We start from the raw sequence: 19,867 nt of genomic DNA on the forward strand, positions 1-19,867 counted from the left end.
CACCATTGCGCGTCGCCCCACGAGGGCCGCCAGGGACGAGGAGGACGATGATGTCGCCGCAGACCACCCCCATTGCGGACACCGCCCAGGATCTGGAGCTGTCGGAGCGCATCCTCGCTCCGGACGGGACCCGTGTCGTCAACGACCGCCTCGACCCGTTCGTCACCGATGTCGACGCCGCGCAGCTGCGGGCACTGCACCGCGACATGGTCATCCTCCGCCGCATCGATGCCGAGGGCGTGGCCCTGCAGCGCCAGGGGCAGCTGGGACTCTGGGCGCCGTGCCAGGGCCAGGAAGCCACGCAGATCGGTACGGCCAGAGCGCTCGATCCGCAGGACTACGTCTTCCCGAGCTACCGGGAGACCGGCGTGATCTACGCGCGCGGCGCGCAGCCGGGGGACTACGTGCGGATGTGGCGCGGTGAAGAAGGGGCGGCCTACGATCCCGCCACCCTCCGCGTCGCTCCGTTGCAGATCATCATCGGCGCCCAGACCCTGCACGCGGTCGGGTACGCGCTCGGTATCCAGCATGAGAAGGCATCGGAGGTCGCCGTGACCTACTTCGGTGATGGGGCGACCAGCCAGGGGGATGTGAACGAGGCGATGATCTTCGCCGCGTCGTATCAGGCGCCGGTCGTCTTCGTCTGTCAGAACAACCACTGGGCCATCTCCGAGCCGGTCGCCGTGCAGTCGCAGTATCCGATCGCCGGGCGCGCGCCCGGGTTCGGGATCCCGAGCCTCCGTGTGGACGGGAACGACGTCCTCGCCTGCCTGGCGGCGATGCGCTGGGCGTTGGACCACGCGCGCTCCGGGAAGGGCCCGGCCTACATCGAGGCCGTGACATATCGGATGGGCCCGCACACCACCGCGGACGACCCCACCCGGTACCGGGACGAGGCCGAGCTGGAGTCCTGGCGCCGCCGCGACCCCATCACGCGACTGGAGGCGTACCTCCGTGCGACCGGGGACCTCACCGAGGAGCATCTCGCCGAGACGCAGGCGGCTGCGGACGCGGTCGCCAAGGAGATGCGCGCGACCTGCCTCGGCATGGTCACCCGTCCGCCGCTGGCGGTGTTCGACGGCGTCTATGCCGAGCCGCACACGGGCCTGGAGCGGCAGCGCGACGAGTACGCGGCATACCTCGCGTCGTTCGAGGGCGAGGCGTGACCATGACCGAACTCACTCTCGGCAAGGCGCTGGGCGCCGGCCTCCGTCAGGCGATGCGCGACGACGAGAAGGTGGTGCTCCTGGGCGAGGACATCGGCAAGCTCGGCGGCGTCTTCCGGATCACCGACGGCCTCCTCGACGAGTTCGGGGCGGCCAGGGTCATCGACACACCGCTCGCGGAGTCCGGGATCGTCGGCACGGCCGTCGGTCTCGCGTTCCGCGGCTACCGCCCGGTCGTCGAGATCCAGTTCGACGGGTTCGTCTACCCCGCCTTCGACCAGATCGTCTCGCAGGTCGCCAAGCTGCACTACCGCACCCAGGGGCGGGTGAAGATGCCGATCACGATCCGGATCCCGTGGGCCGGCGGAATCGGTGCCGCCGAGCATCATTCGGAGTCGCCGGAGGCCTACTTCGCCCACACGGCGGGCCTCCGTGTCGTCGCCGTCTCGAACCCGGAGGACGCCTATCGGAGCCTCCGGCAGGCGATCGCGTCGGACGACCCCGTCGTGTTCTTCGAGCCGAAGCGGCTCTATCACCACAAGGGCGAGGTCGACCTCGAGGCACCGCTCGCGGATGCGCCGCCGATGGGACTCGCCCGGGTCGTGCGCTCCGGGACGGACGTCACGGTCCTCACCTACGGAGCCATGGTGAGCACCGCGCTGCAGGCGGCGGAGGCCGCGGAAGACGAGGGCGTCGCCCTGGAGGTCATCGACCTGCGATCGCTCTCTCCGGTGGACTACGACTCCATCGCCGCCTCGGTGCGGAAGACCGGGCGTGTGATCGTGGCGCATGAGGCCTCCCGGGAAGCCGGCCTCGCCGCGGAGGTCATCGCGAGCGTGACCGAGCTCTGCTTCCAGTACCTCGAATCCCCTCCGCTGCGGGTCACCGGGCATGACGTGCCGTACCCGCCCGCCAAGCTCGAGAAGTACCACCTGCCGGATCTCGACCGGATCCTCGATGCGGTCGATCGCGTGATGGATCGCCCGCACAGCCTGACGGGAGCGGACGCATGATCGCCGAATTCCGTCTCCCCGACCTCGGCGAAGGACTCACCGAGGCGGAGGTCGTGCAATGGCTCGTCGCGCCCGGCGACAGCGTCGCGCTGAATCAGACCCTCGCGGAGGTCGAGACGGCGAAGGCCGTCGTCGAGCTGCCGTCGCCCTATGAAGGCACGGTGTCGACCCTGCACGCGGACGCGGGAGAGACCGTCGCCGTGGGAGCACCGCTGATCGCCTTCGACATCGAGGGGGACGATCCTCCGGCGGCGCCGTCCGGTGGCGAGGAAGAGGCCTCCGCGGAGAAGGCGCAGCCGAACCTCGTGGGCTACGGAGCCGCCCCGACATCGAGTGGACGCCCCGCGCGCCGGGCGCGGCGCCGGAGTGCCGCCCAGGTGGCCTCGGCGGCCGACACCGCCGTTCTCGAGGCAGCGCCGCACGACGCGACGCCATCGGTCGCGGTCGAGCCCGTTCTGGAGCGACCACGGTCCACCCCTCCGGTGCGCGCCTACGCCAAGCGACGGGGCGTCGACCTCGTCCTCGTCGCTGCGGAAGTCGGTGACCGAGTGATCACGAGGGCAGACGTGGATGCGTACGCGGAGCGTATCGGAGCGGAGCCGTCACGGCCCGCCGGGACGCCTGAGCGCGAGACCACCGCGGCCTCCGGCACCCTTCCGCGCGCGGAGGGGAGGCCGCGGGAGACGCGCGTCCCGATCCGCGGGGTCCGCAAGCACACGGCAGCGGCGATGGTGCAGAGCGCGTTCACCGCCCCGCACGTCACGGTCTTCCACACGGTCGATGTGACCGCGACCATGGAGATGCTGGCACGTCTCCGCGAGGACCGAGCGCTTGCGGAGCACCGGATCGGCCCGCTCGCCGTCGTCGCGAAGGCCGTCTGTCTCGCTCTGCGCCGGGCGCCCGGCCTGAATGCGCGCTGGGATGAGGAGTCCGGCGAGATCGTCCACTACAGCTATGTCGACCTGGGGATCGCCGCGGCGACCGATCGGGGTCTCATCGTGCCGATGATCCGGGATGCGGAGCGGATGAACCTGGTGGAGCTGTCGACCGCGGTCAGGCGGCTCGCCGACACCGCTCGCGCAGGGAAGACCTCCCCGGCCGAGCTCGCCGGGGGCACGTTCTCCCTGTCGAACATCGGGGTGTTCGGGGTGGAGGCCGGAACGCCGATCCTCCCGCCAGGGCAGTCCGGGATCCTCGCGGTCGGCGCGGTGCGGCGGCAGCCGTGGGAGTACCGCGGTGAGATCGCACTCCGTCAGCTCATGACGCTGAGTCTGTCCTTCGATCATCGCCTCGTCGACGGGGCCGAGGGCGCGACGTTCCTCAAGGACGTGGCCGACATCCTCGAGGATCCGGGACGGGCGATGCTGCTCAGCTAGCGGCGCGCAGTGCAGCCTCGGCCATCGCGACCAGCACGGTCGCGGTGGCCGTGTGCCGTCTCGTCGCGGCCCGCGTGCTGTGCGGGGTCGAGTTGATGAGACCGAAGCACGCCTGCACGCGGAGCCGGAGTTCGTCCCGGTCGAACGGTTCCGGACGCTCGAGCGCGGCGAGAGCGTCCATCCAGAGCTCGATGTAGGCGCGTTGCAGTCGGCGGACCTCGGCGCGATCGTCCTCGTCGAGGAAGGCGAGATCGCGATCCTGCACCTGGATGACCTCGGCATTGCCGAGCGCGAACTCCACATGGAAGCGGATGAGCCCGCGCATGCGCTCGTCGGGTGCGCTCGTCTCGTCGGACACGCGTCGTCCGCCCGCGACGAGGTCCTGGCTGACCTTCACCAGGACCGCTCCGAGAAGGGCCTGCTTCCCGGCGAAGTGGCGGTACACCGCGGGCCCGGACACACCGACGGCGGCGCCGATGTCCTCCAGGCTCACCCCGCTGTACCCGCGCGCGGCGAAGAGCCGAGCCGCGGCATGCAGAAGGGCGTCGGAGCGTTCTGCCTTGGCGCGGTCACGGGCGGTGGCGGGGCTTGTCATCTCAGTTAATCCTCGCTAACCTGAATCAACGGGTTAGTGAACACTAACCGAGAATGCATGCAGCGCGCCAGGTTCCCCGCCCGGCGCGACGTGGGTCGAGGAGGACGTCGCGATGCCGGCAACCCAGGAAGCGCTCGCCCAGCGGCTCCGTGACCGTCTCGCGACCGCAGCGCAGGGTGGCCCCGCGGCTTCCCGCGAGCGACATGTCGCCCGCGGGAAGCTCCTCCCGCGCGACCGCGTCACCCGTCTCCTCGACGAGGACAGCCCGTTCCTCGAGATCGCCCCGCTCGCGGCCGACGGTCTGTACGGCGGGGAGGCGCCGGGGGCCGGTGTCATCGCCGGCATCGGCCTGGTCCACGGCCGGCACGTCATGGTCGTCTGCAACGACGCCACCGTGAAAGGCGGAACGTACTATCCGCTCACCGTGAAGAAGCACCTGCGGGCGCAGGAGATCGCCCTCGAGAACCGTCTGCCGTGCCTCTACCTCGTGGACTCGGGCGGCGCCTTCCTTCCTCGACAGGACGAGGTCTTCCCAGACCGCGAGCACTTCGGACGCATCTTCTTCAACCAGGCCCGGCTGTCCGCGCAGGGAATACCGCAGCTCGCGGCGGTCCTCGGATCGTGTACGGCGGGTGGCGCCTACGTTCCCGCGATGAGCGACGAGACCGTCATCGTCCGTGGACAGGGCACGATCTTCCTCGGCGGGCCGCCGCTGGTGAAGGCGGCGATCGGCGAGGTGGTCACGGCGGAGGAGCTCGGCGGAGGGGAGCTGCACGCCCGGCGCAGCGGCGTCGTGGATCACCTCGCCGACGACGACGAGCACGCGCTGGAGATCCTCCGCGACATCGTCGCCACCCTTCCACCGCCGCTCAGTCCCTCCTGGGACGTCCGGGAGAGCTGCGCGCCCGCAGAGGCGGGGTCCCTGTACGACGTGGTACCGGTGGACGTCAACGCCTCCTACGACGTGCGCGAGGTCATCGCACGCCTTGTCGACGGCGACACCTTCCACGAGTTCAAGGCGGAGTACGGCACCACCCTGGTGACGGGTTTCGCGCGGCTGCACGGCCACCCCGTGGGCATCGTCGCGAACAACGGCGTGCTGTTCAGCGAGTCGGCGCTCAAGGGCGCGCACTTCATCGAGCTCTGCGATCAGCGCGGCATCCCACTGCTCTTCCTGCAGAACATCACCGGGTTCATGGTCGGCTCCGATGCGGAGGCGGGAGGGATCGCGAAGGACGGGGCCAAGATGGTCACGGCGGTGGCGACCACCCGGGTCCCCAAGCTCACCGTCATCATCGGCGGCTCCTTCGGTGCGGGCAACTACTCGATGTGCGGGCGCGCCTACTCGCCGCGATTCCTCTGGACCTGGCCGGCGAGCCGGATCTCGGTGATGGGCGGGCCTCAGGCCGCCTCGGTGCTCGCCACGGTGAAGGACGACCAGCTCGCGGCGCGGGGGGAGTCATGGACCGCCGAGGAGCGTGCGGCGTTCGAGGAGCCGATCCGGGCGCAGTACGAGGAGCAGGGCGAGCCGTACTACGCGACCGCACGGCTGTGGGACGACGGCATCGTCGACCCGGAGCAGACCCGTGACCTCCTCGGTCTCGCCCTGGACGTCGTCGCCCGCAGCCCCCTGCCCGAGCCGCGCTTCGGCGTCTTCCGGATGTGAGCCCCATGACTCCTTCGCCGTCTCTCTCGTTCTCCACGGTCCTCGTCGCGAACCGCGGCGAGATCGCGCGCCGCATCATCCGGACCCTCCGCGACCTCGGCATCCGCAGCATCGCGGTCTACAGCGATGCAGACGTCGACGCGCCGCACGTCCGCGAGGCGGACGCCGCCGTGCGGATCGGGCCCGCGCCGGCGGCGGAGTCCTACCTCGACATCGACGCCGTCATCGCCGCTGCCCGCGCTTCCGGAGCGGAGGCCGTGCATCCCGGCTACGGATTCCTCTCCGAGAGCGTCGGGCTCGCGGAGGCCTGTGCGGAGAGCGGCATCGTGTTCATCGGCCCGACGGTCGAAGCACTCCAGATCATGGGAGACAAGGCGCGAGCCCGTGAGCATGTGAGCCGCAGCGGCGTGCCGGTGGTGCCGGGGTTCGACGCCAGGGGCCTCTCGGATGCGGAGATCCGCGAGGAGGCGGAGGCGGTCGGGTTCCCGCTCCTCGTCAAGCCGAGTGCCGGCGGGGGTGGGAAGGGTATGGAGGTCGTCGTCGACAGCGCGGGTCTTCCCGGCGCGCTCAGCTCAGCCCGACGCGTCGCGGCATCCGCCTTCGGCGACGATGCGCTCATCCTGGAGCGTCTCATCCGCCGACCGCGACACATCGAGGTGCAGGTGTTCGGCGATGCGCACGGCACCGTCGTGGCGCTCGGCGAGCGCGAGTGCACGCTCCAGCGTCGTCACCAGAAGGTGATCGAGGAGGCGCCGTCCGCCGGGATCCCGCCCGCGACCCGCGACCGGCTGCTCGCGGCAGCCGTGCGCGCCGCGGAGAGCGTCGCCTACGTCGGAGCGGGGACCGTGGAGTTCCTCGTCGACGCCGATGCTCCCGACGACGTCTTCTTCATCGAGATGAACACCCGGCTGCAGGTGGAGCACCCGGTGACCGAGGAGGTCACCGGACTCGACCTCGTCGCACTCCAGCTCCGCATGGCCGACGGACAGCCGCTCGACGTCGCACCCCGGACGACCGGGCATGCCGTCGAGGCCCGTGTGTACGCCGAGTCGCCGGAGCGCGGGTTCCTGCCGTCGACCGGCACCGTGCTGCTCTTCGACCCGCCTTCCGGTGTCCGCGTGGACGCGGCCGTGGAATCCGGGAGCGTGGTGAGCGGGTTCTACGACCCGATGATCGCGAAGATCATCGCGTGGGCGGAGGACAGGGCGACAGCGCTGCAGCGACTCGACGATGCCCTCGCCCGCACCGTGGTGCTGGGAGTGGAGACGAACATCGCGTTCCTGCGCCGGCTCCTCCGGGACCGTCGCGTGCTCGAGGGCGACCTCGACACCGGTCTCATCGACACCCTGCTCCCGCTCGAGCCGATGAGCCCGTCGGCGGCGCAGGTCGCGGCAGCTGCCGGACTGGTGGACGCTCGTCGCGAGACCGCCGCATCACCGGGCGGCGCCGGACCGCTGTGGCGGTCCCTCCCCGGGTGGCGTCTGGGGGCAGCACCGCACGCGCCCGAACCGTTCACCCTGCTCACCGACGACGACGAGATCGTACGCACGACACCGACGCTGCCCCCGTCCGACCGCGTGTGCGCTGCCCGCGATGCCGAGGGCGCGATATGGGTCTGCGAAGACGGGCGGACGCTGCGGCTCCGCCCCCTGGATCGCCGCAGCCGGATGCGGAGGCGACTCGCCGCCGCGGGGCGGGAGGCCCGCGCCACCGAGCCCGAGGCGCGCGCCCCCATGCCGGGCGGTGTCGTGGCGGTCCATGTCGAGGACGGGGCGGCCGTCCGCGCGGGAGAGCCTCTCGTATCGATCGAGGCGATGAAGATGGAGCACCCCGTGGTCGCGCCGCACGACGGCGTGGTGCGGATGCTGGTCGCGGTGGGCGATCAGGTGCGGCGCGATCAACCGGTCGCCCGCGTGTCGATGACGGAGGAGGACCGATGATGCACGATCTCACCGAAGAGGAGCGCGAACTCGCCGCGATGGCACGCGAATTCGCCGACACGGTGGTCGCCCCGCAGTCCTACGAGGCGGATCGCACCCACACGCTCTCGATGGACGTCGTGCGGCAGATGGGCGAGCTCGGCCTCTTCGGGCTGCCCTTCCCGGAGGAGTACGGCGGGCAGGGCGGCGACTACATGGCGCTCGGCCTCGCCATCGAGGCTCTGGGACGAGTCGACCAGTCGATCGCGATCACCCTCGAGGCCGGCGTGAGCCTCGGGGCGATGCCCGTCTTCCGCTTCGGCACCGAGGAGCAGAAGCGCGAGCTGCTGCCGGATCTCCTCGCCGGTCGTGCCCTCGCCGGGTTCGGACTCACGGAACCCGAGGCGGGGAGCGATGCCGGGGCGACGCGGACGACAGCGCGGCTCGACGGCGACGAATGGGTGATCGACGGCTCCAAGCAGTTCATCACGAACTCGGGCACCCCGATCACACGGTTCGTGACGGTCACCGCCGTCACCGGTCAGAACGAGGGGCGCAAAGAGATCTCCACGATCATCGTCCCGAACGGAACGCCGGGGTTCACGGTCGAGCCGCCCTACGACAAGGTCGGCTGGAACGCCTCGGACACACATCCGCTGACGTTCGACGGGGCGCGGGTGCCGGCGGGCAACCTCCTCGGCGAGCGGGGGAGCGGCTTCCGGAACTTCCTCAGCATCCTGGACGAGGGGCGCATCGCGATCGCCGCCCTCTCGACCGGCGCCGCGGAGGGCTGCCTGGAGGCCGCGGTCGACTACGCCAAGAGCCGCACCATCTTCGGCAGCGCCCTCAGCACGCGGCAGAACGCCCAGTTCACCCTGGCGCGCATGCGAGCCCGCGTCCACACGGCACGACTCGCCTGGCACCACGCCGCCCGTCTCCGCGACGCGGGAGAGGCGTTCGCCGAGCAGGCGGCGATCGCGAAGCTCGTCGCCGGGGAGGCCGCGATGGACAACGCCCGCGACGCCACGCAGATCTTCGGAGGCAACGGCTTCATGAACGAGTTCCCGGTGGCGCGCCACTACCGCGACTCCAAGATCCTGGAGATCGGCGAGGGGACCACCGAGGTCCAGCTCCTCGTGATCGCCAGGGCGCTCGGACTCGCCCGGTAGCGTGGAGGCATGACCATGCGCGAGATCGTGCAGCGCGGCCTGTACTACGAGGAGTTCGAGACCGACGTCCGGTACGTGCACCGCCCCGGACGCACGGCATCGGAGGCGGACAACATCCTCTTCACGACGCTGACGATGAACACCCAGGCGCTGCATCTGGACGCGGCCTTCGCCGAAGCTCAGGACCCCTTCCACGCGCGCCTCATGAACTCCATGTGGACGCTGTCGACGATGGTGGGCTCCTCCGTCGCCCAGCTCACGCAGGGGACGCTGGTGGCGCAGCTCGGCCTCGGCGACATCGCCTTCCCGCATCCGCTGTTCGCCGGTGACACGCTCACGACCGAGAGCGTCGTCGTCGACAAGCGGCTCTCGTCGTCCCGCCCCGGCCAGGGTGTCGTGCAGATCACGCACACCGGACGCAATCAGGACGGCACGGTGGTCGCGACGGCCGTCCGCACGGTGCTCGTGCGCTGCCGACCGGAAGGGGAGGCGGTATGACCTTCGAGCTCGGTCCTGCCCTGCTTTTCTGCCCGGCGGACCGCCCCGAGCGCTTCGCGAAGGCGCAGGAGCGGGCCGATGCCGTGATCCTCGACCTGGAGGACGCCGTCCTGCCGGCTGCGAAGGCCGAGGCCCGGAAGAACGTCGTCGCCGCTGACCTCGATCCCGCGCGGGTCATCGTGCGGGTGAACGCCCCGGACTCCGCGGCCTTCGCGGACGACCTCGAAGCCCTGGCACGGTCGCCCTTCCGGACCGTGATGGTGGCGAAAACGGAGAGCGCGGAGAGTCTGGACGCCTTCGGCGCGGAGCACTCGCTCCTCGCGCTGTGCGAGACGGCGCGTGGGATCCATGCGGCGCCCGACATCGCCGCGCACCCGGCGGTCGCCGGACTGATGTGGGGAGCGGAGGATCTGGTGGCCTCGCTCGGCGGCACGTCATCCCGGAACGACGAGGGCGGGTACCGGGACATCGCCCGCTACGCCCGTTCCCGGGTGCTGCTGGAGGCCGGCGCGTACGGCAAGGCGGCGATCGACGCCGTGCATGTCGACATCGCCGACACGGCAGGGCTGGAGCAGGAGGCGAGGGACGCTGCAGCCTCGGGGTTCCGTGCGACGGCCTGCATCCATCCGAGTCAGGTCGAGGTGATCCGAGCCGCGTACGCACCGGACCCCGAGATCGTGGCCTGGGCACATGCGGTCCTCGCGGCAGCGGCGGAGGAACGGGGTGTGTTCCGCTTCCAGGGGCGCATGGTGGACGAGCCCGTCCTGCGCCACGCGCGCGCCGTGGTCTCCCGCGCCGGCTGACCGTCCCGTCAGAGGACGGGCGTCTCCTCCAGCAGGCGGAGGTAGCCGGGTGCGGCGACGAACCGGTGCGCGGAGCCGTTGCGCAGCACCTCACCGTCGCGGGGGAGCGTGCCGCCGGAGACGTGGTCGATGACGGCGCGGATCACGCCCCCGTGGGTCACGACGAGCACGGACTCGGCCTGCGGCGCCGACCTCCGTCGCGCGTCCCGTGCGATCCGGTGCAGCGCGGCGATGGCACGGACGCCGACCTCGTGCAGCGATTCCGCCCCGGGCACCTCCGCGTGCCAGTCGCCGTAGGTCGAGATGTAGTCGGGAACGAGCATGCCCTCGCCGTCGCCGAACTCCCGTTCCCGGATGTCGGGGACCACGCCCGCGATCTCCAGCCCCAGGCGCTCCGCGATGATGCCGGCGGTCTCGCTCGCTCGCACGAGCGGGCTCGTGTAGACGGCATGGTGCGTCGTGCCGGCGAGCTTCTCCGCCGCCCACCGTGCGTCCTCGCGCCCCGTCTCGTTCAGCGGGATGTCGGTCGACCCCTGGATGCGGCGGGCGAGGTTCCAGTCGGTCTGACCGTGGCGGATGAGAGTGAGATAGGTCACGAGAGCATCTCCTGGAGGGCGGGGAGCACGTCGCTGGTGCCGGCGGCGATGGTGACATCGGCCCAGGCGTCCGCGCGGGTCGGCTCGCGATTGACGATGATCAGAGGGATGCCACGCCGACGCGCACGGTTCACGAGGCGCACGCCGGAATTCACGACGAGCGAGGAGCCGGCGACGATGAGCGCATCGCTGGAGCGGAGCAGCGACTCCGCGGCGCGGAAGCGGTCCTGCGGCACGTACTCGCCGAAGAACACCACGTCGGGCTTGAGCATGCCGTCACAGACCGTGCAGGTCGGGACGAGGAAGCCCTCGGTGCTCTCCGGCAGCACGTCGCCGTCCGGGGCCAGGGCCACGTTCTCGGGGACGGTGATCCAGGGATTGCGCTCCTCGATCTGCACGGCGATGTCGCGACGATCGAACACCTGGCCGCAGTGCAGGCAGAGCACCCGGCGCATGGTGCCGTGCACTTCGATGACGTGTGAGCTTCCCGCGCGGAGGTGCAGGCCGTCGACGTTCTGCGTGATGACGCCCGAGACGACGCCTCTGGACTCCATCTCCGCGAGGGCGCGGTGGCCGGGATTGGGCGCCGCCTGCGCGAACGCCCGCCAGCCGAGATGACCGCCGACCCAGTAGCGGCGTCGGGCGGCTTCGTCGCCGAGGTACGTCTGGATCGTCATGGGGTTGCTGCGCGTGCGCGCGCCCTCGCCGCGGTAGGCGGGGATGCCCGAGTCGGTGGAGATGCCGGCTCCCGTGAGGAGGGCGATCCGCTTGCCGCGCAGCAGGTCGGCGGCGTGGGAGAGCTCTGCCGACGGCTCGGCGGTGTTCGTCACGCTCACAGGACCTCCTCGATCGAGTCTACGGGGCGTGGGGCGGAGGGGAACGGGGATGGCAGAGTGGAGCGGTGGACCTCCAGCATGTGATCGACATCGACGACCCGCGGCTGGACGATTATCGCGGCCTCACCGATACCGCCCTCCGCGCCGTGCGAGAGCCCGCGGAGGGACTCTACATCGCCGAGACCGCCAAGGTGATCGAGCGCGCGCTGACCGCCGGACACGAAGCCCGATCGGTGCTCGTCTCGGCCCGGCGCGTCGACGAGGTCGGCCGGATCATCGGGAAGCGCGGCGTGCCGGTGCTCGTGGTGCCGGAGGAGGTCGCGGAACAGGTCACCGGCTATCAAGTGCACCGTGGGGCCCTCGCCGCGATGCACCGCCCGACTCTGGCGCCGGTCGCGGAGGTGGTACGCGACGCACGTCTGGTGCTGATGCTGGAGGACCTCGGCGATCACACCAACGTCGGTGCGGCCTTCCGTGCCGCCGCCGGGTTGGGGGCCGATGCGGTGCTGGTGTCGCCGCGCTGCGCCGACCCGCTGTACCGGCGGAGCGTGCGGGTGAGCATGGGCACGGTCTTCCAGGTGCCCTGGACCCGGATCGACGACTGGGATGCGGCCGTGGGCGCCCTCCGTGACGAGGGTTTCGACATCGCCGCCCTCGCTCTCAGCGACGCGGCGGTGGATCTCCGGGTCTACGCAGCGCAGCGGCCGGAGAAGGTGGCGCTGCTCCTCGGCGCCGAAGGAGACGGACTCACGCCGACTGCTCTCGACAGCGCGGACACCGTGGTCACGATCCCGATGGCCGGCGGCGTGGATTCGCTCAACGTGGCCTCGGCGGCCGCCGTGGCACTGTGGGCCCTCGCTCCCGCGCAGTGAGGGCGCGTGTCACTCCTTGCCGGGGAAGATGACCGGAGAGGGCTCTGGGCGCTTCGCCGCGATGTGATCCCCCGACGACTGGTGCCGCAGACGGCGGAGCACCCAGGGCACGAGGTGCTCCCGCGCCCAGCCGAGGTCTTCGCCGCGGGCGGCACGCCAGGTACGCAGCGGCAGCGGTTCCGGCTGCATGGCCTCGAGGTCGTTCGGCACGTTGAGGGCGCGGAGCACCATCCGCGCGACCTCGTGGTGGCCGAGGGCGTTGTAGTGCAGGCGGTCATCGTCGAAGAAGCGTGCGTCCTGCACGACCTTCAGCGCCCACTGGTCCGCGACGATGCAGTCGTGCCGCTCCGCGATCGCGCGGATGTTCTCGTTGTAGATCGCGACCTTGCCGCGGAACGGACGGAACACCGGCGTGAATCCGGTGTCGATGCCCGTGAAGAGGATCACGGCTGCACCGGTGGAGGACAGCCGTGCCACCGCGTCTTCGAGCTGCGCGGCGATGGCGTCCGGGTCGGTGCCGGGGCGGATGACGTCGTTGCCGCCGGCGCAGATCGAGATGAGGTCGGGGCGGAGCGCGACGGCGGGTTCGATCTGATCGGTGACGATCTGCGCGATGAGCTTCCCTCGGACGGCGAGGTTGGCGTAGGCGAAGTCGTCCACCTGCTGGGCGAGCACCTCCGCGACGCGGTCGGCCCAGCCGCGGTGTCCACCCGGGGCCGCCGGGTCCGGGTCGCCGATGCCCTCCGTGAACGAGTCGCCGATCGCGACGAACCGTCGCCACGGGTGCGGGGTCTCGTTCGCGACGTACGGGGTCCTGGTCGATTCCTGATCGCTCATCCGACTCTCCTTCGCCAACGCGTGCGCGCACGGTGGTGACCGCCGCGCAGTGACCGAGCCTACCCGTGCCGCCGCTCCCGAGGGAGGACGCGCGCGGCGCCCCGGCGGATGCCCCGGTGTCGGTGGGAGCGATTATCGTGGAGTCGATGCTCTCTCCGTCCTTCCCTCAGCGCGCCCCGTGGGGAACGGCGAACAAGCTGCGGGCATGGCAGCAGGAGGCTCTGGATGCGTACTTCCAGGCCGACCAGCGCGACTTCCTCGTGGCCGCCACACCGGGCGCCGGCAAGACCACCTTCGCGCTCACCCTCGCGGTCGAGCTGATGCGCATGGGGGAGGTGAACCGGGTCATCGTCGTGGCTCCGACGGAGCACCTCAAGACCCAGTGGGCCGACGCCGCCGCCCGCGTGCACATCCGGCTCGACCCGCGCTTCCGCAACAGCGACTGGGCACCGGCGCGGCACTATCACGGCGTCGTGGTCACGTACGCGCAGGTCGCCGCGAAGTCCTCGGTGCACCGCCACCTCACGGAGGATGCGAAGACCCTGGTCATCCTCGATGAGGTGCACCACGGCGGCGACGCGCTGAGCTGGGGTGACGCGATCCGCGACGCCTACGGGCCGGCGAAGCGTCGACTGCTGCTGTCCGGGACCCCGTTCCGGAGCGACACGGCGCCGATCCCCTTCGTGGAGTACCTCCCTGATGAGTCCGGGGCACGGGTCTCCAGCACCGACTACGCCTATGGTTACGGGCGTGCCCTCGCAGACGGCGTCGTCCGCCCCGTGCTCTTCCACATGTACGCGGGGAAGATGCGGTGGCGGACGAGTGCCGGCGACGAGCTCGAGACCCATCTGGGACAGGACAACACGAAGGACGTCACGTCGCAGGCCTGGCGCACGGCGCTGGATCCCGAGGGCGACTGGATGCCGGCGGTGCTCTCGGCGGCCGACCGCCGTCTGACCGAGATCAGACACCACATCCCGGATGCCGGCGGACTCGTGCTGGCGACGGATCAGACCGTCGCCAGGGCCTACGCCAAGATCCTGCACAGCATCACGCGCGAGCAGCCGACGATCGTGCTGTCCGACGACGCCACCGCCTCCGAGCGGATCGAGAAGTTCTCCGAAGGCACCGCCCGGTGGATGGTCGCGGTGCGCATGGTGTCGGAGGGCGTCGACGTGCCGCGGCTCGCGGTGGGCGTCTACGCGACCTCCTCGTCCACTCCGCTGTTCTTCGCCCAGGCCATCGGTCGCTTCGTCCGCGCCCGTCGTCGAGGTGAGGCGGCGAGCGTCTTCCTCCCGCACGTCCCCGTGCTGATGAAGCTCGCGAACGAGATGGAGAAGCAGCGCGACCACGCGCTGGATCGGCAGTCCAAGGATGACGACGGTCTCGAGGATTCACTCCTGGAGAGCGCGAACCGTGAGGACGAGGCCTCCGACGCGCTGACCCAGGAGTTCAGCTACCAGGCGATCTCCTCCGTCGCCCACTTCGATCGCATGGTGTTCGACGGCAAGGAGTTCGGCCAGCTCGCGGAGCCGAACACGCCGGAGGAGGAGGAGTTCATCGGCTTCCCGGGTCTCCTCGAACCCGAGCACGTCCACGAGCTCCTCATGCAGCGGCAGGCGCGGCAGTCCCGGCACCGCGAAGTGCGGGAGGCCCAGGCAGAGCCGACGCAGACGACGACGCTCCCTGCGCCGCTGCATCGCACCCTGCGCGAACAGCGCCAGCTCCTGAACAGCCTGGTGGGCCTCTACGCGCGGCAGTCGGGCCAGCCGCACGGTGCTGTGCATGCCGAACTCCGTCGCATCTGCGGCGGACCGGCGGTGGCGCAGGCGACCGTGACGCAGCTGCAGTCCCGCATCGAGGTGCTGCGCAAACGCGTCCGCTCCTGAGCGAGGTCCGGTCGCTGCTTCGGATCCCCGAAATGCTGGCAATCCGTGCCAGGACGCGGACTGTGCGACACCGCGCGGATAGCGTGGAACGGTTGCCCGGACGCCGGGCACGGTGACACCTGGAGGTTCCATGACAGCCCCTGCCGCAGCCGATTCCACGGCCGCCGATCGACGGCGCTGGGCTCGCTATCTCGTCGAGGAACGGGCGGAGGGCGCCGTGTACCAGCGCCTCGCGTCCCGCCGGTCGGGGGAGGAGCGGGCGATCCTGCTCGGGCTCGCCGAGGCCGAGCGCCGGCATGAGAAGCACTGGCTCGATCTGCTGGGCGGAGAACCGACCCGCCTGCCGCGGGCGGGGGTCCGCTCGCGCCTCCTGGGGTGGATGGCCGGACGCTTCGGCTCGATCTTCGTCCTCGCCCTCGCCCAGAGCGCCGAGGCCCGCTCTCCGTACGACGCCGAGCGCTGGGCCACCCCTGCCATGCGGGCAGACGAGAAGGTCCACCACGAGGTCGTCCGCGGTCTCGCCGCACGCGGGCGTCGGCGCCTCTCCGGTTCCTTCCGCGCTGCCGTCTTCGGCGCGAACGACGGCCTGGTCAGCAACCTCGCGCTCGTGCTCGGCATCGGCGCCACCGGCGTGAGCTCGGGCTTCGTCCTGTTCAGCGGCATCGCCGGGCTCCTCGCCGGTGCGCTGTCCATGGGTGCGGGGGAGTTCGTGTCGGTGCGGTCGCAGCGGGAACTCCTCACCGCGACCGAGGCGAACGAGGATGCGGCGGCGGCCGCCGCCGACCTCGACATCGACGAGAACGAGCTCGCGCTCGTGTACCGCGCCCGCGGCATGGACCAGGGCGAGTCGCTGGCCAGGGCCCGCCGCATCGTCCAGGCGGCGCAGGAGGGTGTCAGACGGGCGGCCACGGGGCCCGTGAGCGTCCAGGGTGCGGACGCGCACGAGGTCGTCGGCAGCGACTGGACGGCCGCGATCTCCAGCTTCCTCCTCTTCGCCTCCGGCGCGATCATCCCCGTCCTGCCGTGGATCTTCGGCATGGAGGGCACCGCGGCGATCGTCCTCGCGCTCGTGCTGGTCGGCATCGCTCTGCTCAGCACGGGAGCGATGGTCGGCGTGCTCTCCGGTGGCCCGCCCCTCCGTCGCGCCCTTCGGCAGCTCGCCATCGGGTTCGGCGCAGCGGCGGTGACCTACGCGCTGGGCCTGCTCTTCGGCGTCGGCGCGGTGTGACGGCGCTGTGGTCCCGCCGCGTGCGGGACCACAGCGCCCCACCGCGACGCACGGGAAACGACGAAGGCCCCGGATCCGTGGATCCGGGGCCTTCGCTCTCTGTGCGCGGAGGGGGACTTGAACCCCCACGCCCTATCGGGCACTAGCACCTCAAGCTAGCGCGTCTACCATTCCGCCACCCGCGCAGGTGTTGGATTTGATCGTTGCCGACCGAAGAATGAGATTAGCACGTTCTCGGAGGCGTCTCGAACCGAGCGTGACGCCCGGGCGTGGCATGCGGTTTCGATAGCCTGAGTCCATGACCGAATCCTCCCTGCCGGAGGTCGCCCGCGTCGCGAGCGACCTCATCCGCTTCGACACCTCCAACTACGGCGGCGGCAACGCGAAGGGGGAGCGGGAAGCCGCCGAGTACGTCGGCGCGTACCTGGAGGAGCTGGGACTCGAGGTCGAGTACTACGAGCCCATCCCGCGGCGCACGAACGTCATGGCACGTGTCCCGGGGCGCGATCGCACCAAGCCGGCTCTCGTCGTGCACGGCCACCTGGACGTCGTGCCCGCGGTCGCCGAGGACTGGACGGTGGATCCGTTCGCCGGCACGGTGCAGGACGGCATGCTGTGGGGCCGCGGCGCGGTCGACATGAAGAACATGGACGCGATGATCCTCACCGCCGTGGCGGACATCCTGCGCGCGGGGGAGCAGCCGGAGCGTGACCTCATCCTGGCCTTCTTCGCCGATGAGGAGAACGGCGGCGTGGAGGGCTCCGCGCTCGTCGTGAAGGATCGTCCGGAGTGGTTCGTCGGCGCGACGGCGGCCATCAGCGAGGTCGGCGGCTACTCGATCTCCGTGGACGACCGCCGGGCGTACCTGCTGCAGGTGGGGGAGAAGGCCCTGATCTGGATCCGCCTCGTCGCCACCGGCCGAGCGGGACACGGCAGTCGCCTGCACGACGACAACGCCGTCACGAAGCTCGCCGAGGCGGTGGCCGCCATCGGCCGCACGCGGTGGCCGGTCCGGCTCACGCCGACGACGGAGGCGCTGCTCGAGGGTCTGAGCGCGTTGAGCGGCCGGAGCGCCGATGACCCTGATGCCCTCGCCGCCGCGGCCGGTCCAGCAGAAGCCTTCCTGCGGTCGACGTTCCGCACGACGACCAACCCGACGGCCCTCACCGCCGGCTACAAGCACAACGTCATCCCGGAGCGCGCTGAGGCGCTGATCGACGTCCGGGTGATCCCCGGGACCGAGGACGACGTGCTCGCCGAGCTCCAGCGCATCGTCGGCGACGACATCCGGATAGAGACCGTGGTGCGCGACATCGGCATGGAGACGCCGTTCGCGGGGGAGCTCGTCGACGCGATGGTGGCAGCCCTGGGTCGGCACGACCCCGGCGTACCGGTCATCCCGTACCTCCTGGGAGCCGGGACCGACAACAAGGCGCTGGCCACTCTCGGCATCACCGGTTACGGCTTCGCCCCGCTGCGTCTGCCGGCCGATCTCGACTTCACCGGGATGTTCCACGGAGTCGACGAGCGGGTGCCCGTAGACTCACTTGTCTTCGGTCAGCGGGTGCTGGCCGATCTGCTGCGCACGTACTGAGCGGCGTCCACGCGCTCCGTGCCGTCCCGAAAGACGAAGGCCTCTCCATGCACCTGCTCGAAGCACTGATCCTGGGAATCGTCCAGGGTCTCACCGAGTTCCTGCCGATCTCCTCCAGCGCCCATCTGCGTGTCGTCGGGACGTTCCTGCCGTCCGGAGAAGATCCGGGCGCGGCGTTCACCGCCATCACGCAGATCGGCACCGAGGCCGCGGTCGTCGTATTCTTCTGGCGGGACATCGTCCGCATCATCTCCCAGTGGTTCCGATCCCTCGCCGGCAAGGTGCCGCGGAACGATCCGGACGCGCGCATGGGCTGGCTCATCATCATCGGCAGCATCCCGATCGTGCTGCTCGGGCTGCTCTTCCAGGATCAGATCGAGACCGTCTTCCGGTCACTCTGGATCGTGGCGATCATGCTCATCGTGTTCGGCATCCTCCTGGGCATCGCCGACCACGTCGGGGCCAAGCGCCGCAAGCTCGACGACCTGACCTACCCGCACGGCATCGCCTTCGGGCTCGCCCAGGCACTCGCCCTCATCCCCGGCGTCTCGCGGTCCGGCGGCACGATCACCATGGGTCTCTTCCTCGGCTACGAGCGCGCCGCCGCCGCCCGGTACGCCTTCCTGCTCGCCATCCCTGCCGTGTTCGGCAGCGGCTTCTACCAGCTGTTCAAGAGCTGGGGCGAGCCGTCCTTCTTCTCGCTCGGCGACACGGTGGCCGCCACGGGCGTCGCCTTCGTCGTCGCACTGGGTGTGATCGCGTTCTTCATGAACTGGATCTCGAAGCGCAGCTTCCTGCCGTTCGTGATCTACCGGATCCTGCTCGGCGGCGTGCTGCTCGTGCTGCTCGCGATGGGCGTCATCCCCGCCTCGGCCTGAGGCGCGCGCCGTTCAGCGCTTGCGGTCGCCGCGGCCGTCGTCGCGGCGCCGCAGATAGCGCTCGAAGGCCTGGGCGATCGCGTCTCCCGAGGCGTCGGGGGAGTCCCACGTGTCGCGCGTGCGCTCCAGCTGCCGGATGTACTCCGCCATGTCCTCGTCCTCGGACGCGGCGGCATCGATAGACGCCTCCCAGGCCGCGGCTTCCGTACGGAGGTGCCGGCGGTCCACATCCACACCGGTCAGCTCCTCGAGCCGGTCGAGGAGGGCCAGGGTGACCTTCGGCGACGGGGCGGCCGAGGCGACGTAGTGCGGGACGCTCGCCCAGAGGCTCACGGAGGGGATCCCCGCGTTCTCGGCGAAGTGCTCGAGCACGGTGAGGATGCCGACGGGTCCCTCGTACACCGACCGCTCCAGGGCGTGTGCCTCGCGGACCTGCTCGTTCTGGCTCGACGCGAAGATCGAGATCGGGCGGGTGTGCGGGACGTCGGAGAGCATGGCGCCGAGGGTCACGAAGCCGGTGATGTCGTCGCGCAGGGCGACATCGATGAACTCGGACGCGAACGCCTGCCAGGTGCGCGCGGGCTCGGCACCGGTGAGCAGCCAGAACTCGGGGCCGGGGCCCGGATCACGCGGGCGCCACAGCCCGGCCTCGGGCCACGTCATCTGACGGCGTCCCTCGGCATCGAGTCGGGTCGCCGGCCGGGTGTACTGGTAGTCGAAGTAGAGTTCCGGATCGACCGAGTGCACGAGGTCGTAGCCGCCCGCCGCCTGTAGCGCGCCGACGGCTCCGGTCGCGGCCTCACCGGCGTCGTTCCAGCCGTCGAAGGCGGCGATGATGATGCGTGAACCGAGAACGTCCATGCCGTGCTCCCTTCGAGGTCGAGGATTCGATCCCCCCAGGCTAGCCCGCGTCGAGGGGATGTGGGCGGGCC

At 70.6% G+C, this 19,867-nt stretch carries 18 protein-coding genes and 1 tRNA gene; 13 read left to right on the top strand and 6 right to left on the bottom strand.

Features of this window, described 5'->3' with window-relative positions; genetic code table 11:
* Positions 1–50 precede the first annotated feature (50 nt).
* From pdhA to MICNX66_RS08015, 3 genes are read left to right on the top strand one after another with little or no spacing between them, the layout of a single operon-like run.
* A complete protein-coding gene (gene pdhA / locus MICNX66_RS08005) occupies positions 51–1,166 on the top strand; it encodes a pyruvate dehydrogenase (acetyl-transferring) E1 component subunit alpha (protein ID WP_187664148.1) in 1,116 nt (371 codons plus the stop codon).
* 2 nt (positions 1,167–1,168) lie between these two features.
* Positions 1,169–2,179 carry an alpha-ketoacid dehydrogenase subunit beta gene (locus MICNX66_RS08010; protein WP_187664044.1) on the top strand — a complete coding sequence of 337 codons (1,011 nt, stop codon included), beginning with the start codon at positions 1,169–1,171 and terminating at the stop codon, positions 2,177–2,179.
* Complete coding sequence (locus tag MICNX66_RS08015; RefSeq protein ID WP_187664045.1) at positions 2,176–3,555, top strand: dihydrolipoamide acetyltransferase family protein; 1,380 nt, start codon at positions 2,176–2,178, stop codon at positions 3,553–3,555. Before MICNX66_RS08010 ends, MICNX66_RS08015 begins: the two co-directional genes overlap by 4 nt.
* Here MICNX66_RS08015 and MICNX66_RS08020 read toward each other — a convergent pair.
* The gene (locus tag MICNX66_RS08020) at positions 3,548–4,150 is read right to left on the bottom strand and encodes a TetR/AcrR family transcriptional regulator (RefSeq protein WP_187664046.1); all 603 of its coding nucleotides are present in this window, start codon (positions 4,148–4,150) and stop codon (positions 3,548–3,550) included. The genes MICNX66_RS08015 and MICNX66_RS08020 overlap by 8 nt on opposite strands.
* Positions 4,151–4,262: 112 nt before the next feature.
* Between MICNX66_RS08020 and MICNX66_RS08025 the strand changes: the two genes are divergently transcribed.
* From MICNX66_RS08025 to MICNX66_RS08045, 5 genes are read left to right on the top strand one after another with little or no spacing between them, the layout of a single operon-like run.
* Positions 4,263–5,816, top strand: coding sequence for a carboxyl transferase domain-containing protein (locus MICNX66_RS08025; protein WP_187664047.1), 1,554 nt, complete (start codon positions 4,263–4,265; stop codon positions 5,814–5,816).
* 5 nt (positions 5,817–5,821) lie between these two features.
* Positions 5,822–7,756: an acetyl/propionyl/methylcrotonyl-CoA carboxylase subunit alpha gene (locus tag MICNX66_RS08030; RefSeq protein ID WP_187664048.1), complete on the top strand. Its 1,935-nt coding sequence runs from the start codon at positions 5,822–5,824 to the stop codon at positions 7,754–7,756.
* Positions 7,756–8,904: an acyl-CoA dehydrogenase family protein gene (locus MICNX66_RS08035; protein WP_187664149.1), complete on the top strand. Its 1,149-nt coding sequence runs from the start codon at positions 7,756–7,758 to the stop codon at positions 8,902–8,904. The genes MICNX66_RS08030 and MICNX66_RS08035 overlap by 1 nt, the downstream gene beginning before the upstream one ends.
* 9 nt (positions 8,905–8,913) lie before the next feature.
* On the top strand, positions 8,914–9,402 hold the full coding sequence (locus tag MICNX66_RS08040) for a MaoC family dehydratase (RefSeq protein WP_187664049.1): 489 nt from the start codon (positions 8,914–8,916) through the stop codon (positions 9,400–9,402).
* Positions 9,399–10,205, top strand: a complete 807-nt coding sequence (locus MICNX66_RS08045; protein ID WP_187664050.1) for an HpcH/HpaI aldolase/citrate lyase family protein — start codon at positions 9,399–9,401, stop codon at positions 10,203–10,205. The genes MICNX66_RS08040 and MICNX66_RS08045 overlap by 4 nt, the downstream gene beginning before the upstream one ends.
* A gap of 8 nt (positions 10,206–10,213) precedes the next feature.
* Here the strand turns inward: MICNX66_RS08045 and MICNX66_RS08050 are convergent, their stop codons facing one another.
* Positions 10,214–10,801 carry a histidine phosphatase family protein gene (locus MICNX66_RS08050; RefSeq protein ID WP_060922608.1) on the bottom strand — a complete coding sequence of 196 codons (588 nt, stop codon included), beginning with the start codon at positions 10,799–10,801 and terminating at the stop codon, positions 10,214–10,216.
* The gene (locus MICNX66_RS08055; RefSeq protein WP_187664051.1) at positions 10,798–11,637 is read right to left on the bottom strand and encodes a Sir2 family NAD-dependent protein deacetylase; all 840 of its coding nucleotides are present in this window, start codon (positions 11,635–11,637) and stop codon (positions 10,798–10,800) included. The genes MICNX66_RS08050 and MICNX66_RS08055 overlap by 4 nt, the downstream gene beginning before the upstream one ends.
* Positions 11,638–11,702: 65 nt before the next feature.
* Between MICNX66_RS08055 and MICNX66_RS08060 the strand changes: the two genes are divergently transcribed.
* Positions 11,703–12,509, top strand: coding sequence for a TrmH family RNA methyltransferase (locus MICNX66_RS08060; protein ID WP_187664052.1), 807 nt, complete (start codon positions 11,703–11,705; stop codon positions 12,507–12,509).
* Positions 12,510–12,518: 9 nt separating this feature from the next.
* On the opposite strand, the gene MICNX66_RS08065 is transcribed toward MICNX66_RS08060, so the two are convergent.
* On the bottom strand, positions 12,519–13,346 hold the full coding sequence (locus MICNX66_RS08065) for an SGNH/GDSL hydrolase family protein (protein WP_187664053.1): 828 nt from the start codon (positions 13,344–13,346) through the stop codon (positions 12,519–12,521).
* A 146-nt stretch (positions 13,347–13,492) separates the two neighbouring features.
* Between MICNX66_RS08065 and MICNX66_RS08070 the strand changes: the two genes are divergently transcribed.
* Positions 13,493–15,235, top strand: coding sequence for a DEAD/DEAH box helicase (locus MICNX66_RS08070; RefSeq protein WP_187664054.1), 1,743 nt, complete (start codon positions 13,493–13,495; stop codon positions 15,233–15,235).
* 130 nt (positions 15,236–15,365) lie between these two features.
* Entirely contained in the window at positions 15,366–16,463 is a 1,098-nt protein-coding gene (locus MICNX66_RS08075; protein ID WP_187664055.1) for a VIT1/CCC1 transporter family protein, read from the top strand.
* Positions 16,464–16,565: 102 nt separating this feature from the next.
* Here the strand turns inward: MICNX66_RS08075 and MICNX66_RS08080 are convergent.
* Positions 16,566–16,648 (bottom strand) — tRNA-Leu (locus tag MICNX66_RS08080).
* A 113-nt stretch (positions 16,649–16,761) separates the two neighbouring features.
* Between MICNX66_RS08080 and MICNX66_RS08085 the strand changes: the two genes are divergently transcribed.
* Both MICNX66_RS08085 and MICNX66_RS08090 read left to right on the top strand, forming a co-directional pair.
* Positions 16,762–18,057, top strand: coding sequence for a M20/M25/M40 family metallo-hydrolase (locus tag MICNX66_RS08085; RefSeq protein ID WP_187664056.1), 1,296 nt, complete (start codon positions 16,762–16,764; stop codon positions 18,055–18,057).
* Between the two features lie 47 nt (positions 18,058–18,104).
* Complete coding sequence (locus MICNX66_RS08090) at positions 18,105–18,935, top strand: undecaprenyl-diphosphate phosphatase (protein WP_136052801.1); 831 nt, start codon at positions 18,105–18,107, stop codon at positions 18,933–18,935.
* A gap of 12 nt (positions 18,936–18,947) precedes the next feature.
* Here the strand turns inward: MICNX66_RS08090 and MICNX66_RS08095 are convergent, their stop codons facing one another.
* Complete coding sequence (locus tag MICNX66_RS08095; protein WP_060922601.1) at positions 18,948–19,796, bottom strand: PAC2 family protein; 849 nt, start codon at positions 19,794–19,796, stop codon at positions 18,948–18,950.
* Between the last annotated feature and the right edge of the window lie 71 nt (positions 19,797–19,867).

The organism is Microbacterium sp. Nx66 (assembly GCF_904066215.1).
Taxonomy (GTDB): Bacteria; Actinomycetota; Actinomycetes; order Actinomycetales; family Microbacteriaceae; genus Microbacterium; species Microbacterium meiriae.

What these genes read in the sequence shown, in the direction of transcription:
- MICNX66_RS08020 (WP_187664046.1), bottom strand. Translation starts at nt 4,150, where the DNA reads ATGACAAGCCCCGCCACCGCCCGTGACCGCGCCAAGGCAGAACGCTCC.
- MICNX66_RS08070 (WP_187664054.1), top strand. Translation starts at nt 13,493, where the DNA reads ATGCTCTCTCCGTCCTTCCCTCAGCGCGCCCCGTGGGGAACGGCGAAC.
- MICNX66_RS08025 (WP_187664047.1), top strand. Translation starts at nt 4,263, where the DNA reads ATGCCGGCAACCCAGGAAGCGCTCGCCCAGCGGCTCCGTGACCGTCTC.
- MICNX66_RS08045 (WP_187664050.1), top strand. Translation starts at nt 9,399, where the DNA reads ATGACCTTCGAGCTCGGTCCTGCCCTGCTTTTCTGCCCGGCGGACCGC.
- MICNX66_RS08090 (WP_136052801.1), top strand. Translation starts at nt 18,105, where the DNA reads ATGCACCTGCTCGAAGCACTGATCCTGGGAATCGTCCAGGGTCTCACC.
- pdhA (WP_187664148.1), top strand. Translation starts at nt 51, where the DNA reads ATGTCGCCGCAGACCACCCCCATTGCGGACACCGCCCAGGATCTGGAG.
- MICNX66_RS08010 (WP_187664044.1), top strand. Translation starts at nt 1,169, where the DNA reads ATGACCGAACTCACTCTCGGCAAGGCGCTGGGCGCCGGCCTCCGTCAG.
- MICNX66_RS08015 (WP_187664045.1), top strand. Translation starts at nt 2,176, where the DNA reads ATGATCGCCGAATTCCGTCTCCCCGACCTCGGCGAAGGACTCACCGAG.
- MICNX66_RS08035 (WP_187664149.1), top strand. Translation starts at nt 7,756, where the DNA reads ATGCACGATCTCACCGAAGAGGAGCGCGAACTCGCCGCGATGGCACGC.
- MICNX66_RS08065 (WP_187664053.1), bottom strand. Translation starts at nt 13,346, where the DNA reads ATGAGCGATCAGGAATCGACCAGGACCCCGTACGTCGCGAACGAGACC.
- MICNX66_RS08075 (WP_187664055.1), top strand. Translation starts at nt 15,366, where the DNA reads ATGACAGCCCCTGCCGCAGCCGATTCCACGGCCGCCGATCGACGGCGC.
- MICNX66_RS08085 (WP_187664056.1), top strand. Translation starts at nt 16,762, where the DNA reads ATGACCGAATCCTCCCTGCCGGAGGTCGCCCGCGTCGCGAGCGACCTC.
- MICNX66_RS08040 (WP_187664049.1), top strand. Translation starts at nt 8,914, where the DNA reads ATGACCATGCGCGAGATCGTGCAGCGCGGCCTGTACTACGAGGAGTTC.
- MICNX66_RS08030 (WP_187664048.1), top strand. Translation starts at nt 5,822, where the DNA reads ATGACTCCTTCGCCGTCTCTCTCGTTCTCCACGGTCCTCGTCGCGAAC.
- MICNX66_RS08095 (WP_060922601.1), bottom strand. Translation starts at nt 19,796, where the DNA reads ATGGACGTTCTCGGTTCACGCATCATCATCGCCGCCTTCGACGGCTGG.